The sequence below is a fragment of the Luteibacter aegosomaticola genome (assembly GCF_023078475.1).
Lineage (GTDB): Bacteria > Pseudomonadota > Gammaproteobacteria > Xanthomonadales > Rhodanobacteraceae > Luteibacter > Luteibacter aegosomaticola.
On sequence record NZ_CP095741.1, the window covers coordinates 3,708,842 to 3,722,537 of the forward strand.

Sequence of the window (13,696 nt, forward strand, 5' to 3'; positions counted from 1 at the left end):
TAATGATAGCGTGTGCCTATCAAGGGGATCAGAACCTTTCATTTCACGGCGACACGGGCGCCCGTTAACATTTCACCCATACCCCGTAAAACCCAAGGAGAGTCGAAACATGGCCATCGATATCGGCATTGCCAAGAAGGACCGCGAAGCGGTCGCCAAGCACCTTTCCAAGCTGCTGGCTGACACCTATTCGCTCTACCTGAAGACCCACAGCTTCCACTGGAACATCACGGGCCCCCAGTTCAACAGCCTGCATAACATGTTCGAGGTCCAGTACAACGAGCTGTGGACCGCCGCGGACGAGATCGCCGAGCGCATCCGCATCCTCGATGTCTTCGCCCCGGGCTCCTACAGCCAGTTCGGCAAGCTCACCTCCATCAAGGAAGAATCGGGCGTACCGGAGTGGAAGGACATGGTGGCGCAGCTGGTCGAAGGCCACGAGATCGCCGCCGCGACCTCCCGCGAGGTCATCAAGGCCGCCGACGAGGCGGGCGATGAAGGCAGCGCGGACATGGTCACCGGCCGTCTGAAGGAGCACGAGAAGACCGCCTGGATGCTCCGCTCCCTGCTGAAATAAGCCTCTGGAAGCGCGTTTGCCTGCGAAGTGCCCGGCAGCATTGCCGGTCCTTTTTTCTTCGTTTAACCCCATTTTCACTGAGGCAACCCTGACCGGCCATTCATCCCGGCGTTGAGCCATTCGGCACCGTTCGTTAAGCTCCCCCGGTTACCTTATTGAAGCCACTCGGGGGCCGATCGGTCCGGGGAATGTTTTGAGCGCAGCCAGCACGACCGACCGAAGCCACCCCATCCTCGTCGCGGTGATCCTCGCGATCGTTGTTGCGGGCCTGAATTACGGCCTTTGGCTTGTCGCCAATCTCCCGAATGGCCCGGACAACTGGAACGAGCCGGTACGTGGTTTCGCGTTCACCGCGTACCAGCGCTACCAGAACCCGATGAAGGGCGATGTCTCGACCGACCCTGAAATCGAAAGCGACCTGCGCCTGATCAAGGGCTACTCGCCGCGCATCCGCACCTATTCGATGCTCGAGAACCCACAGACCGCGCGTCTGGCCGAGAAGGAAGGGCTCGACCTGATGGCCGGCGCCCAGATCGACACCCGGCTGGAAAACAACGAGCGCGAAATCGATGCGCTCATTGCCCAGGCCCATCGCTTTCCGAAAACCATCACCCGCGTCATCGTGGGCAACGAAGTCCTGTTCCGTGGCGACCTGAAGCCCGAGCAGGTCATGAGCTACCTCGACCGCGTCCGCGCCGCCGTGAAGCAGCCGGTGTCGGTGGCCGAGCCGTTCCACGTCTGGATCCAGAATCCGGAGCTGGCCAACCACGTCGACTTCATCACCGTCCATCTGTTCCCTTACTGGAACGGCATCCCCGCCCGTGATGGCGTGGTCGACGCGGTGGAGAGCTACAAGGCCCTGGTCTCCCGCTTCCCGGGCAAGCACGTCGTCATCGGCGAGATCGGCTGGCCGTCCAACGGCGACCGTTTCAAGCGCGCCTACCCGAGCGTGTCGAACGAAGCCATCTTCCTGCGCTCGTTCTTCAACAAGGCCAAGGCCAACGGCATCGATGACTACTACGTGCTGGAAGCGATCGACCAGCCGTGGAAGGAAAACCTGGGCGAAGGCCGCACCGGCGCGTACTGGGGCATGTTCAACGCCGACCGGCAGTTGAAGTTCCCGTTCACCGGCCCGGTGACCGAAGACGTGAAGTGGCCGTGGAAGGCCATCGCGGCCTCCGCCATCGCCTTCATCCCCATGCTGTGGTTCGGCATCGCGTTCCGTCGCTTCAAGCTGGCCGGCCTGCTGTTCATGATGGCGCTGATCCAGCTGGCCTGTGGCCTGATCGTGTGGTCCGCCACCCTGCCCTTCAACTTCTATCTCGGCCCCTTCGACTGGGCCATGCTGATCCTGCTGTTCCCGGCGCAGGTGGCGATCCTCGGCATCCTGCTGATCAACGGCTTCGAGTTCACCGAAGTGCTGTGGCGGCGGAAGTGGATCCGCCATGCCGGCATGCTCCCGCCGGATCCGGTCGAGCGGCAGCCGTTCGTCTCCATCCACCTGGCATGCCACAACGAGCCGCCGGAGATGGTGCAGATCACGCTTGATTCGCTGGCCGCGCTTGATTACGAAAACTTCGAAGTCCTGGTGCTGGATAACAACACCAAGGACCCGGCCGTGTGGAAGCCGGTCGAGGAGTATTGCCAGAAGCTGGGCCCGAAATTCCGCTTCTTCCACCTCGAACCCTGGCCGGGCTACAAGGCGGGTGCGCTCAACTTCGGCCTTACCGCTACCGACGAGCGCGCCGATGTCGTGGCGGTGATCGATGCCGACTACGTGGTGCGCGAAGACTGGCTGGCCACGCTGACCGGCTACTTCCACGACCCGAAGGTGGCCGTGGTCCAGTGCCCGCAGGCCCATCGCGATTTCGAGAAGAACCGCTTCCGCCGCATGACGGCGTGGGAGTACGACGGTTTCTTCCGTATCGGCATGCACCACCGCAACGAACGCAACGCGATCATCCAGCATGGCACCATGACCATGGTTCGTCGCTCGGCGCTCGAGGGCACCGGCGGCTGGTCGGAATGGACGATCTGCGAAGACGCCGAGCTCGGCCTGCGCCTTATGCACGCCGGCTACGAGCTGGTTTACGTCGATGAACTGATGGGCAAGGGCCTCACCCCTGCCGACTTCAAGGCCTACAAGAGCCAGCGCTATCGCTGGGCCTTCGGTGCCATGCAGATCCTCAAGGGCCGTTGGCACTGGATGACGGGCAAGGGCCCGCTATCCACGGGCCAGCGCTTCCACTTCCTCACCGGCTGGTTCAGCTGGTTCGCGGATGCGCTCCACTACATCTTCACCATGATGGGCTTGTTCTGGACGGCGGGCATGATCGCCGCACCGGATTACTTCAACCTGCCCATGCAGCTGTTCATGATTCCCGTGATCGGTTTCTTCTTCGCGAAGGCTATCTTTGGCGTGGTGCTGTACCGCGCGCGCGTCCCGTGCAGCTGGTACGACACCCTCATGGCCTCCGTGGCCAGCATGGGCCTGTCGCATGCGATCGCGCGCGGCATCCTGCACGGCCTCACCCGTGAGAAGACCGCGTTCGTGGTGACCGCGAAGAGCCGGCGCATGGGCGGTAGCAGCTTCGCGGCTTTCAACCCGGTACGTGAGGAAGTCCTCATGGCCGTGGCGCTGCTGCTGGCGATTATCGGCATGGCGACGCACTACGGAACGCAGTACGTGGAAAGCGAGCTGTGGATGTTCATCCTTGCCGCGCAGTCCATTCCGTACGTTTCGGCCATGGCCGGCGCCTGGATTGCCCACCAGTCCGGCGACGAAGCGGGCTAATCCCCAGACGCGCTCCTGTAGGAGCGCGCCTGCGCGCGATCGCTCTTTGCGAACCCCTTCACGCCATTCAGCTTCGTCACAACCTATCTATCGACCTTACCGCCCCCACGCGGTAAGTTACGGGCACACACTGGAACGCCCGGATGCGTTCCCCGGGTAGCCACGCTGCCCGCATGGCCTTGGATCACGACCGGAAGGACGCACATGCGCCTAACCAGACGCCATGGACTGCTGCTTCTGCCGTGGTTCCTCCTTCCCGCCGCCGCGCATGCGGGCGTTGTCCTTACCGTGGACGGCGTGGACGACACCTTGAAAAACGCCGTCGTCGCTGGCGTCGAGCTCAGCCAGTACACCGCGCGCGATGTCACCGACGCGCAGATCCGCCGCCTTTACGCCAATGCGCCCGACCAGGTGCAGGCCGCGTTACGCCCGTACGGTTATTACGAAGCCACTGCTACCGGCGACCTGAAGCAGGTCGGCAACAACTGGCAGGTCACCCTGCACGTGGTGCCTGGCACGCCGGTAAAGGTCACGGCCGTGGATGCCGCTGTCGATGACGCGGCGGGCAAGGTGCCCGCCGTACGCCGTGCCCTGCGCGGTGTGCAGAACATGAAAGACAAGCCCATGAACGACGGGCAATACGATGCGGCACGTGACGCCGTCAGCGGCGCACTTACTGCCACGGGCTTTCTTGATGCGCGCCTGGTCACGCACCGTGTTGAAGTGAACCGTGCCGAGCACACTGCCAAGATCGATCTCAAATGGGAGACCGGACAGCGCTACCGCTATGGGCACGTCAATTTCAAGAACTCGCAGTTCCGCGATGGATTCCTGGATCGCTACCTTCCGTTCAAGAGCGGCGATTACTTCTCCCAGGATCAGCTTCTGCAGCTACAGCAGGCCCTGAACGGCGCCGACTACTTTGCGGTGGTGAACGTCATCCCCGATACCGACAACGCCAAGGACGGCACCGTCGATATCAACGTGGAACTGGCACCCGCCAAACGCACCATCTACACCGGCGGCCCGTTCTTCGGCACGGATACCGGCGGGGGCCTGCGCGGCGGTATCGAGAAGCGCTGGATCAACGATCGTGGCCACAAGTGGAAGAACGAACTCGTGGTCGCGCAGCGGTTGAAGACCGTCTCGACGCTTTACCAGATCCCCATGCCAGGGCCGAACCAGCGCAGCTTCAACTTCGGCGCCAATTACCGCGATGCCAATACGGTGACCTCGAAGTCGCGAACACTGCAGCTGGTCGCGAACGAGACACGGCTGTGGCACGGCTGGACGCGCACCATCGGCATGAACGCGCTCACGGGTACCTTTACCGTCGGCAAGCGCGGTGGCGAGGGCGATAACGCCGAAGGCCTCGAGCACGGCCGGAGCACCCTGCTCTATCCCGAGGTGTCGCTTAGCAAGAAGAAAGGCGATAACCCCACCTTCGTGCGCAGCGGCTGGTCGCTGACGCTCACCGCGCGCAGCACGGTGGGCACGCTATTGTCCGACGCGCGCTTCTCCACCGTCATGGGCGATGCCAAGTGGATCCAGTCATTCTGGGGACGGAACCGGCTGATCCTGCGCGGCACCGCCGGCAAAACCTGGACGGACGACTTCAGCGACCTGCCGCCGCAGCTGCGCTTCTTCGCCGGCGGCGATCGTAGCGTGCGTGGTTATGACTTCGAGAGCATCGGGCCGCGCAACGCCTATGGCCGCGTGATCGGTGGCGAAAGCCTGCTGGTCGGCAGTACCGAGGTCGAGCACTACTTCACCCGTAACTGGGGCATGGCCGCGTTCGTCGATGCCGGCAACGCCTTCACCGGCACCGATTACAACCCGCGCATCGGCACGGGCCTCGGCGTGCGCTGGCTCTCCCCCGTCGGCATGATCCGCTTCGACGTGGCGGTACCGGTCCATGACAAGAACGAGCATGGCATCCATCTGCATGTCGTCATCGGGCCAGACCTGTGAGGAGCACGGGCATGAAATGGTTGATTCGCGCCGGCATCGCATTGGGCGTCCTTCTGGTCGTCGTGGCGATCGGCGTCTGGTGGCTCGTGGGTACGGCCAGCGGCCTGCGCTTCGCATTGGCCAAGGCCACCGACATCACGGATAACGCCCTCACGGTAAGCCAGGCCGAGGGCCGCCTCGCGGGCCCGCTGGATCTTACCGGCGTACGCTATAAGGACGGCAAGGGCCTGGATGTTCGCGTGGAAAAGGCTCACGTGGACTTCTCGTTTGGCGCGCTGCTTCGCAAGAAGGCCCACGTGTATACGCTTACCGTGGATGGCGTGGACGTGGCACTGCCGCCAAGCCAGCCCGACACGAACGAGCCGAGCGAACCGTTTTCGCTCAAACCACCGCTCGATATCGTCCTGGACGATGTGAGGGTCGGCCACGTCAAGGTCACGCAGGCCGGGCAGCCCGTCTTTGAATCGAACTCGCTCAACCTTGCCGCCTCATGGACCGGCAAGGGCATTGCTGTCAGCAAGCTTGCACTGCGCGCGCCCGATGGGCAGGCCGATCTCGCGGGCAATCTCGCGGTCGGCAAGGGCTATATGGGTGATGGCAAGGCCGCCTTCCAGTGGAAGGTGGGCGATGTCGACTACGCAGGCGATCTGGAAGCGCATAGCGACGGCGCGAAAGCCCACACGATCATCAAGCTTCGGCTGCCCTTTGTCGCCCAGGTCGACGCGAACCTCGTACAAAGCGGCGATTACGCCTGGACGGCTTCGATCGATGCCCCGCGCTTCAACCCGAAGCCGTTGCTCGGCGATAGCAGTCTCGAGGCCTTGAGCCTCGCCCTGCGTGGCTCGGGCGATCGTTACGGCGCAAAGCTCACGGGGGACGTGGGTCTGAACGACTACCAGGTTCGGCTCGCACCGATCGACGCGATGTTCGACCATGACTACAAGCGCCTGACGCTCAACGAACTCACCGTCGGTTCGCCACAGGTGAAGGGCTCGCTGACCGCAAAGGGCACGGTCGAGATCGCGGCCAACCCACTGACGGCGAACCTCGCCCTACAGTGGAAGGACGTGCTCATCCCCGAAAACGTGGCCGGCCAGGCGCTTGCGAGCGCGGGCAAGCTGACCTTCGAAGGTGGTGCGGAGAGCTATCATGCGTTGGGCGATGTCGATATCGGCCCGCCTGATCACATCGGCAAGTTCACACTCGATGTGAGCGGTAAGCCAGAAGCGATCGATATCCACACGCTTGAGCTCAAACAACCGAATGGCGACCTGGCAGCCAGCGGCAGCGTGACGTTGAAGCCAGGCATCGCCTGGAAGCTTGACGTCAAGGGCGACCGTTTCGATCCCGGCCAACTGCTGGCCGAGTGGGCTGGCGCGCTTAATCTTGATCTCTCCACCGAAGGCCATCTCGTCAACGACGAGCCGCTCGGTACGCTTGAGTTGCGCAAGCTCGACGGTACGCTGCGCCAGCGTCCGCTGCGTGGCAACGGCAAGCTCGAGCTGAAGCCGCACGAAGTGGTCAACGGCAAGCTCGACCTCGCTTCCGGTGGGAGCACCATCTCCCTCGATGCGAAGGGCGATACCGCCAACGATGCGCAGCTGAAGCTCGCCATCGCCTCGCTCGGCGATTGGCTTCCCGATGCCGGTGGCCGCATCCAGGGCACGGTCAACGCGAAGGGAAATGTGCCGAAGCTGGCGGTGAAGGCCGATATCCGCGGCAACGCCATCGTCTACGCGGGACAGAAGGTCGACGCACTTACCGTCAACGCGGATATCCCCGATATCAGCACGCCCGGCGGCAAGGCCGATATCGTGGCCACCGGCACGCACGCGGGTGGACTCGTGTTCGACCGCATCGCCATCAATGCCGATGGCAACCAGGACAAACACCAGCTATCGATCGATGCGCGCGGGCGTCCGCTGACGACCGACCTGAAGCTTTCGGGGTCTTACAAGGACAATGCCTGGAATGGGTCGTTGTCGGCGCTGAACATCACCTTCCAGGGCCTCCCGACCTTCCGCCTGCAGAACGCCAGCCAGCTGGCTTTCAAGGACGGCGCGATGAGCATGAGCGATCTCTGCCTCACGGCGGGTGATCCCCTACTCTGCGTGGCCGCTAAACAGGACAAGGCGGGCAACCTCGACGGCAACTACCGCCTGCGCCACGTACCGCTCGCCCTCATCATGACCGCGGCTGAAGCAGGCAGTACGCCGATCCGCGCGGATGGCATGCTCGAAGGCGATGGCAGCATCCGCCGCACTGCCGCCGGCGCCTTGTCCGGTCAGGCCAACATCACCTCCGCTCACGGCTCCATCGTGTACCCGGACCGCAGCGACCAGCCGCTGCTTGTCTACGACAACCTGGCGCTCAACGCGCAGCTCGCACCGGATAGCCAGCGAGCAACCCTCAATGCGACGTTCAACGACGGCGGCACGCTGGCGGGCAATGTCACGGTCAGCGGTGCCCAGCAGGCACTCGGCGGCAATGTCGCCCTTCACCTGAAGAATCTCTCGGTCATCGAACTCTTTACCACCGAACTGGATGCGGTGAAGGGTGGCCTCGATGCGAACTTCAACCTCGGTGGCACGGTGGCTGCGCCAGCCATCACCGGCCAGGCCCTGCTCGCCGGCTTTGCCACGGAAATCCCCAGCGCCGGCCTGAAGCTGCACGATGGCCGGATCAGTGTCAGCACGACCGATGCCGCCAACTACACCGTCGACGGCACGATCCGCTCGGGCGACGGCACGCTCGGTATCAAAGGCACGGCTGCGCTCGGTGCCGGCGCGCAGATGCGCCTGGGCATCGAAGGCTCGAAGTTCACCGCCGTCGATATTCCCGCCGCCAAGGCGGTTATCTCGCCGGACCTGACCATCGTGCAGGATGCCAAGGGCATGAATGTCACCGGCAAGGTCGGCGTCGACATGGCCGACGTGAACGTGGAGCGCCTGCCGGGCGCGGGTGCGACGAAGGCGTCATCGGATGTCGTCGTTGTTGACGACAAGGCGCAGGAGGCGGCGGCCGAAGCATCGCCGATCAGCGCCGACATCAGCGTCAATCTTGGCCAGAAGCTGCATCTCGTCGGGTTCGGCATCGATGGCCGTATTACCGGCGTGCTCGATGTGCGTGAGCGCCCGGGTCGCGCAACGACCGGCCAGGGACAGCTGACGGTCGATGGTACCTACAAGGCCTACGGCCAGGACCTGCGCATTGAATCCGGCCAACTGCTGTTTGCCAGCACGCCGATCGACAATCCGGGCCTGAACATCCGTGCCGCGCGTACCTTGAACCCCAACGCCACGATCGACGACGGCCAGAAGGTCGGCCTATATGTTTCGGGTACCGCACGCCGCCCCATCCTTACCGTGTTCTCGAACCCGGTCATGGAGCAGTCCGATGCCCTCTCCTATCTCGTCACCGGCAAGCCGCTGTCGCAGGTGAAGGGTGGCGAAGGCAACATGGTAGGTGCCGCCGCGCAAGCACTCGGTTCGGCAGCGGGTGACTTGCTCGCGAAGAGCGTGGGCTCACGCATCGGCGTCGACGATATCGGCGTCAGCAACAACGATGCCCTGGGCGGTACCTCGGCGTTCACCGTTGGCAAGTACCTCTCGCCGCGCCTTTACCTGAGCTACGGCGTCGGCCTGTTCGATCCGGGCCAGGTGATCACGCTGCGCTATCTCTTCAGCCACCGCTGGAACTTCGAAGCGCAGAACGCGACGGACTTCAGCCGGACGAGCCTCAACTACCGACTCGAACGATAGTAACGACCGGTGCGCGCCGGCTCGTCGCGCCCCGTGAGGACGACACGACTATCGTTCGGGGACTACAGACCGCCCCAGCCCCCCTGAGCCAAGCTATCCGCTCATTCACTGCGGAGGGCCGCCATGCTGGAAGTCGCGATCGTAGAAATCGAACAGGCACACCGGAAGGTAAGTGGTGTACCGGCTAGTTGCCATGCGAAGCGTATTGTCGCGGCCGCTGGCGGCGGCGCCCTGCTAGGCGCGGGCGGCCTGGCGGGTGGCCCGGTCATCGGTGTTCCCACCATGGCGCTTGGCGCGACAGCTGGCGCCGTACTCACCCTTCTGAACTGCGCTTACGACCTGAAGGAAGCACACCGATGATCCATGCGCTGAAGAACGTGCTGACTGCCGCCTGGCACAGCTACACGCGTCTGTTCGTTCCCATGTCAGCGGAGTACCGCTACTGGTTCAGGCTTACGATGTGCTGGTTCACTCCGCTGCTGATCGCGCACCAACTGATGATGTCTGCGTGGCTCGATCCGGAGGGTATAACCCAACGCATCCTCATCAGCCGCATCGTGATCGGTATCGCCGTAGGCATCGCGTCCAGCATCGTCGGCTGGCTCGCCTGCCGCGCTGCGTGGGTCCTGCGGTCGCAGCGCTAACTGCGGCGCCGGCTTATCGCGCGGCGTGCAGACGATGAAGCAGTTCGGCTTCGGTCAGGGAGATACCGCAGGTATCGGCGATATCCTGCGGCGTTGCCCCCTGTCGCGCGAGGCGCTGCGCGAGGGCCAGGGCGCGGTCACTCGCCGCCCCGGGCTCTGACGCGGCCGACGCGACAGGTGCGCGGCGGACCTGGTCTTCAATATCCCCGAGGCGATTTTCCAGCCGGCGCAACATGCTGGCCAGCTGGTCTGGCTGGATGCCTGGGCTAAGGGCCGCGGGCGCCGGGTCAGCCTCGACATCGACGGCCACCGGCGACGCTTCGACCGCCGGCTTCACTACCGGTGCGGGCAGGCGCCCCACGCGGCGGAACAACAGCAGAAGGCCGATGAGGTTTAGGACGGCGAGTGCGATCAGCACGTAACCAAGGATGGCGGCGTTCATGCGGGTGTGGGCTCCGGGGTTGCGCGGACACGGTAGCGCATTGGGGGCAGCCCCACTAGGCCATTGCCTTTATGCCCGGCAGAGGCGAGGAACGTCGACCAGGGCGATGAAGCCGTCGTCGCGGGTGATCACGCCGCTGACGGGATCGTCGCGGCGCGTGGCGCGGCCCGGCGGGGGCGGTGCCACTTCCGCGGGGTCGAACTGGAGCATTTCGCCAATGGTGTCGATGCGCAGCCCCACCGTCGTGCCTTCGGCATCGAACACGATGACGCGCTGGGCATCCTGCTCATCCGCTTCAACCACGCCATCGAGGCCAAAGCGGCGGCGGCCATCGAGCACCGGCACGATCTGGCCGCGCAGGTTCACGATACCCAGCACGTCGGAGGGCGAACCCGGGACCGGTGTGATATCGCCCGGCCGGATCACTTCGCGCACCGTACCCAATGACACGGCGTAACGCTGGCCCTTAAGGCCGAATTCGAGCCAGAGGTCCCGGCCTTCGTGTTTCACATCACTCACGGGCCAAGCTCCTGTTCCAGCCATGCAATGAGGGCGGCGGTGCCGATGACACCACAGCGCGGTTCTTTGGACATGCCCGCGAGCCAGGGGCGCGTAGCCGCACCGTCCCGCCAAAGCACGCTTTCTGGATCGATCTCCACCGGTTCGTCGGTGACCTCGCAGGCCAGCGCCCAGCGACGATCGCCCAGCAAGACCAGGGTCGGGGCGTGCGCGCCAGCCATTTCGGGTGAAAGGATGGCCGCGAGATCGGCCACCCGCGCTTCACCACTCGGATGGCGCCAGCGGCCCAGGCAAATCGGGTTTGATGAATTCGGTGCACTCAGCGGCGGCATCGGCAGCATGTGCGTGATATCCGCCATGGAAACGGCGACCTTGACCCCTGCAGCCACGCACAGGAGATAGCGCGAAGGCGATGGCGCCACTTCTGGCAGCACCGCGGGAGGAGGCGAGCTCCACGTCTCGATCGCGACGACCTTCACCTGTGCGGGCGCGGCTACCGCGATCACGGGCGCCGGGGTCAGCAGCTCAGCGAGGTAGTCGGCGACGATTTGCTCGGCGTCGTTCATGTTGCCGATCACGCCGCAGCGTCCGTAACAGACGTGGACGACTTCGCGAGTAGTTCCGCGAGAAGCTGGCGGTAGGCCGCCCCGCCACGGCGAGACGCGGGCCATGACGCGAGTGGCACACCCGCAGCACTTGCTTCGCGAATCTGCGTGTCGGTGGGAATCACCGCCTCGCTGACGATATCGCCGTACTGTTCACGCAGCTGCGCCAGGCAGGCGCGCGATGCGTGGGTACGGGCATCGAACAACGTGGGCACGATCGTGCGCGGCATGGGCTTGCCACGCGAACGCTCGATCATGGAAAGGCTGCGCAACATGCGCTCCAACCCAGCCAGGGCGAGCGCCTCGGTCTGCGTGGGGACGAGCAGGCGATCGCTCGCCGCCAGCGCGTTCACCATCAACACGCCGAGTGTCGGCGGGCAATCGAGCAATACGTGGTCGAAATCAGAGGCTAGCTCAGCCAGGGCCGAGCTCAGCACGAGCCCCATGCCGGGCTTGGTTCCGAGGTGGCGATCGAGCGTGATCATGGCGGCGGATGCCGGTAGCACGCTCAGGCGATCCCACTTCGTGGCATGGACCAACGTACCTACGGGTAGCGGGTTGCCGCTCACGCCAAACAGATCGTAGACGCTGCCGTGGGCCCCACCTTCGACGCCGATATAACCCGAAAGCGATGCATGCGGGTCCACGTCGACCAGCAGCGTGCGCTTGCCGTCGGCCGCAAGCATGCTGCCCAGCGACATGGCCGTCGTCGTCTTGCCAACGCCGCCCTTCTGGTTGGAGATAGCCCACACGTGCATCAGGGAGCCGCCCCCTGCGGTGCCAGCGGCGAGGGCGAATCCTTGTCACTCATCACCACGATCACGACACGGCGATTGCGGTTACGGCCATCGTCCGTCGCGTTCGACACGGACGGGCGGAACTCGCCCCAACCCATGATGCCGACGCGATGCGGATCGACGCCCTGCTCCGTAAGCAGGCGCGCGACCGTGGCGGCGCGCGCGGCGGATAGCTCCCAGTTGGAAGGGAACGTGGACGTCGCAATCGGTGTGTTGTCGGTATACCCCTCGACGCGCATGCCATTCGGGAACGGCGCGAGGATACCCGCGAGCTTGCGGATCACATCTACCGCCGCCGGCTGCAGCTTCGCCACGCCAACGGGGAACAGGATATCGGTACGCACTTCGATTTCGAGCCAGTCGGGCGTCTGACGCACGCTCACCAGGCTCTTGTCGATCAGCGGCTTCATCGCGCGCTTCACTTCATCGGAGATCTGGGTGAGGCTGGCTTGTTCCACCTTGCCAACCGTGGCGTTATCCGCGGGCGCGGTCTGCTTCATGTCACCAGGCTGCCGCTCGGCAGCCGCGCCTTCGTGGCCCGGCAACGGCAGGTTGCGCGGCGGCAACGGCACATCGATCTTGGCGATCGGGCTGGCCGTGGGCGAGCGCTTATCGTTAGGCAATGGCACCTGGGTGGCGGGCGCATTGTCGCGAATGGGTTCGATCACCTTGCCGGTGCCGTTGAACGCCTCGTTGATCGAAGCCGCCATCACACGGAACTTGGTCTCGTTCACAGCCGACACCGCGTACATCACGACGAAAAGCGCCAGCAACAACGTGATCAGGTCACCATAGGGGATGGCCCAACGCTCGTGGTTGATGTGCTCTTCGTGGTGGCGGCGCTTCACTGCAGGAACCCTTGCAGCTTGCTCTCAATGTGGCGCGGGTTATCGCCCTGCGCGATCGAGACGAGGCCTTCGACGAGGATCTCGCGCATCTGCGAGCGCTGGCGGGCCAGGCCTTTCAGGCGCGCAGCCATCGGCAATGCCAGCAGGTTGGCGAGGCCAATGCCGTAGATCGTGGCAACGAAGGCCGCAGCGATGCCGTGGCCCAGCTTGCTCGGATCGGCGAGGTTCTGCATGACGGCCATGAGGCCCATCACAGCACCGATGATGCCCATGGTGGGTGAATACGCGCCCGCGTTCTCGAAGACTTTGGCAGCCTCGATATCGATGTGCTCGCGGGTGAAAACTTCCACTTCGAGCACGGAGCGCATCGCATCCGGCTCGGTGCCGTCCACCAAAAGCTGAAGCCCCTTCTTGATGAAGGGGTCTTGTTCGCGTTCGATCGCGGGCTCCAGGCCAAGCAGGCCCGTGCGTCGGGAAATCTCGCTCCAGCCGACGATGCGGCTGACGAGATTCTCCGATTCGATATCCGGTGGCCGGTAGACCCAGGGCAGCATGGCCCACGCACGCTTGAGCACCGGGCCGGGCGTTTGCACGAGCAAGGCGGCAAACGTGCCGAGGAAAACGATGACGAAGGCCGCCGGGTTCCACAGGGCGTCGAGGCTCGAGCCCTTGAGGATGGTTCCCACGATGATGACCACGAAGGCCAGGATCGTGCCGACGACACTCACGATATCCATA

General features: G+C 64.1%; 12 protein-coding genes. 6 read left to right on the plus strand and 6 right to left on the minus strand.

Annotation, left to right across the window (positions count from 1 at the left end):
- Positions 1-109: 109 nt before the first annotated feature.
- The 6 genes from L2Y96_RS16485 to L2Y96_RS16510 all read left to right on the plus strand — a co-directional run bounded on the left by L2Y96_RS16485 (position 110) and on the right by L2Y96_RS16510 (position 9,747).
- Positions 110-577: a Dps family protein gene (locus L2Y96_RS16485; protein WP_247328329.1), complete on the plus strand. Its 468-nt coding sequence runs from the start codon at positions 110-112 to the stop codon at positions 575-577.
- A 193-nt stretch (positions 578-770) separates the two neighbouring features.
- Entirely contained in the window at positions 771-3,371 is a 2,601-nt protein-coding gene (locus L2Y96_RS16490; RefSeq protein WP_247328331.1) for a glycosyltransferase, read from the plus strand.
- A 204-nt stretch (positions 3,372-3,575) separates the two neighbouring features.
- A complete protein-coding gene (locus L2Y96_RS16495; RefSeq protein WP_247328333.1) occupies positions 3,576-5,342 on the plus strand; it encodes an autotransporter assembly complex protein TamA in 1,767 nt (588 codons plus the stop codon).
- Positions 5,343-5,353: 11 nt separating this feature from the next.
- Positions 5,354-9,103 carry a translocation/assembly module TamB domain-containing protein gene (locus L2Y96_RS16500; protein WP_247328335.1) on the plus strand — a complete coding sequence of 1,250 codons (3,750 nt, stop codon included), beginning with the start codon at positions 5,354-5,356 and terminating at the stop codon, positions 9,101-9,103.
- A gap of 123 nt (positions 9,104-9,226) precedes the next feature.
- Entirely contained in the window at positions 9,227-9,463 is a 237-nt protein-coding gene (locus L2Y96_RS16505; RefSeq protein WP_247328337.1) for a hypothetical protein, read from the plus strand.
- Complete coding sequence (locus L2Y96_RS16510) at positions 9,460-9,747, plus strand: hypothetical protein (RefSeq protein ID WP_247328339.1); 288 nt, start codon at positions 9,460-9,462, stop codon at positions 9,745-9,747. The genes L2Y96_RS16505 and L2Y96_RS16510 overlap by 4 nt, the downstream gene beginning before the upstream one ends.
- Before the next feature lie 13 nt (positions 9,748-9,760).
- Here the strand turns inward: L2Y96_RS16510 and L2Y96_RS16515 are convergent, their stop codons facing one another.
- The 6 genes from L2Y96_RS16515 to L2Y96_RS16540 all read right to left on the minus strand — a co-directional run bounded on the left by L2Y96_RS16515 (position 9,761) and on the right by L2Y96_RS16540 (position 13,695).
- Entirely contained in the window at positions 9,761-10,189 is a 429-nt protein-coding gene (locus L2Y96_RS16515; protein ID WP_247328341.1) for a DUF2802 domain-containing protein, read from the minus strand.
- A gap of 69 nt (positions 10,190-10,258) precedes the next feature.
- Positions 10,259-10,708 (minus strand): chemotaxis protein CheW, encoded by a 450-nt coding sequence (locus L2Y96_RS16520; RefSeq protein ID WP_247328343.1) that lies wholly within the window; start codon positions 10,706-10,708, stop codon positions 10,259-10,261.
- A complete protein-coding gene (locus L2Y96_RS16525; protein WP_247328344.1) occupies positions 10,705-11,286 on the minus strand; it encodes a hypothetical protein in 582 nt (193 codons plus the stop codon). Before L2Y96_RS16525 ends, L2Y96_RS16520 begins: the two co-directional genes overlap by 4 nt.
- Positions 11,283-12,071, minus strand: a complete 789-nt coding sequence (locus L2Y96_RS16530) for a ParA family protein (RefSeq protein ID WP_247328346.1) — start codon at positions 12,069-12,071, stop codon at positions 11,283-11,285. The genes L2Y96_RS16525 and L2Y96_RS16530 overlap by 4 nt, the downstream gene beginning before the upstream one ends.
- Positions 12,071-12,958: a flagellar motor protein MotD gene (gene motD / locus L2Y96_RS16535; protein ID WP_247328348.1), complete on the minus strand. Its 888-nt coding sequence runs from the start codon at positions 12,956-12,958 to the stop codon at positions 12,071-12,073. Before motD ends, L2Y96_RS16530 begins: the two co-directional genes overlap by 1 nt.
- Positions 12,955-13,695 (minus strand): flagellar motor protein, encoded by a 741-nt coding sequence (locus L2Y96_RS16540; protein WP_247328350.1) that lies wholly within the window; start codon positions 13,693-13,695, stop codon positions 12,955-12,957. Before L2Y96_RS16540 ends, motD begins: the two co-directional genes overlap by 4 nt.
- Between the last annotated feature and the right edge of the window lies 1 nt (position 13,696).

What these genes read in the sequence shown, in the direction of transcription:
- L2Y96_RS16515 (WP_247328341.1), bottom strand. Translation starts at nt 10,189, where the DNA reads ATGAACGCCGCCATCCTTGGTTACGTGCTGATCGCACTCGCCGTCCTA.
- L2Y96_RS16495 (WP_247328333.1), top strand. Translation starts at nt 3,576, where the DNA reads ATGCGCCTAACCAGACGCCATGGACTGCTGCTTCTGCCGTGGTTCCTC.
- L2Y96_RS16500 (WP_247328335.1), top strand. Translation starts at nt 5,354, where the DNA reads ATGAAATGGTTGATTCGCGCCGGCATCGCATTGGGCGTCCTTCTGGTC.
- L2Y96_RS16510 (WP_247328339.1), top strand. Translation starts at nt 9,460, where the DNA reads ATGATCCATGCGCTGAAGAACGTGCTGACTGCCGCCTGGCACAGCTAC.
- L2Y96_RS16485 (WP_247328329.1), top strand. Translation starts at nt 110, where the DNA reads ATGGCCATCGATATCGGCATTGCCAAGAAGGACCGCGAAGCGGTCGCC.
- L2Y96_RS16505 (WP_247328337.1), top strand. Translation starts at nt 9,227, where the DNA reads ATGCTGGAAGTCGCGATCGTAGAAATCGAACAGGCACACCGGAAGGTA.
- L2Y96_RS16530 (WP_247328346.1), bottom strand. Translation starts at nt 12,071, where the DNA reads ATGCACGTGTGGGCTATCTCCAACCAGAAGGGCGGCGTTGGCAAGACG.
- L2Y96_RS16540 (WP_247328350.1), bottom strand. Translation starts at nt 13,695, where the DNA reads ATGGATATCGTGAGTGTCGTCGGCACGATCCTGGCCTTCGTGGTCATC.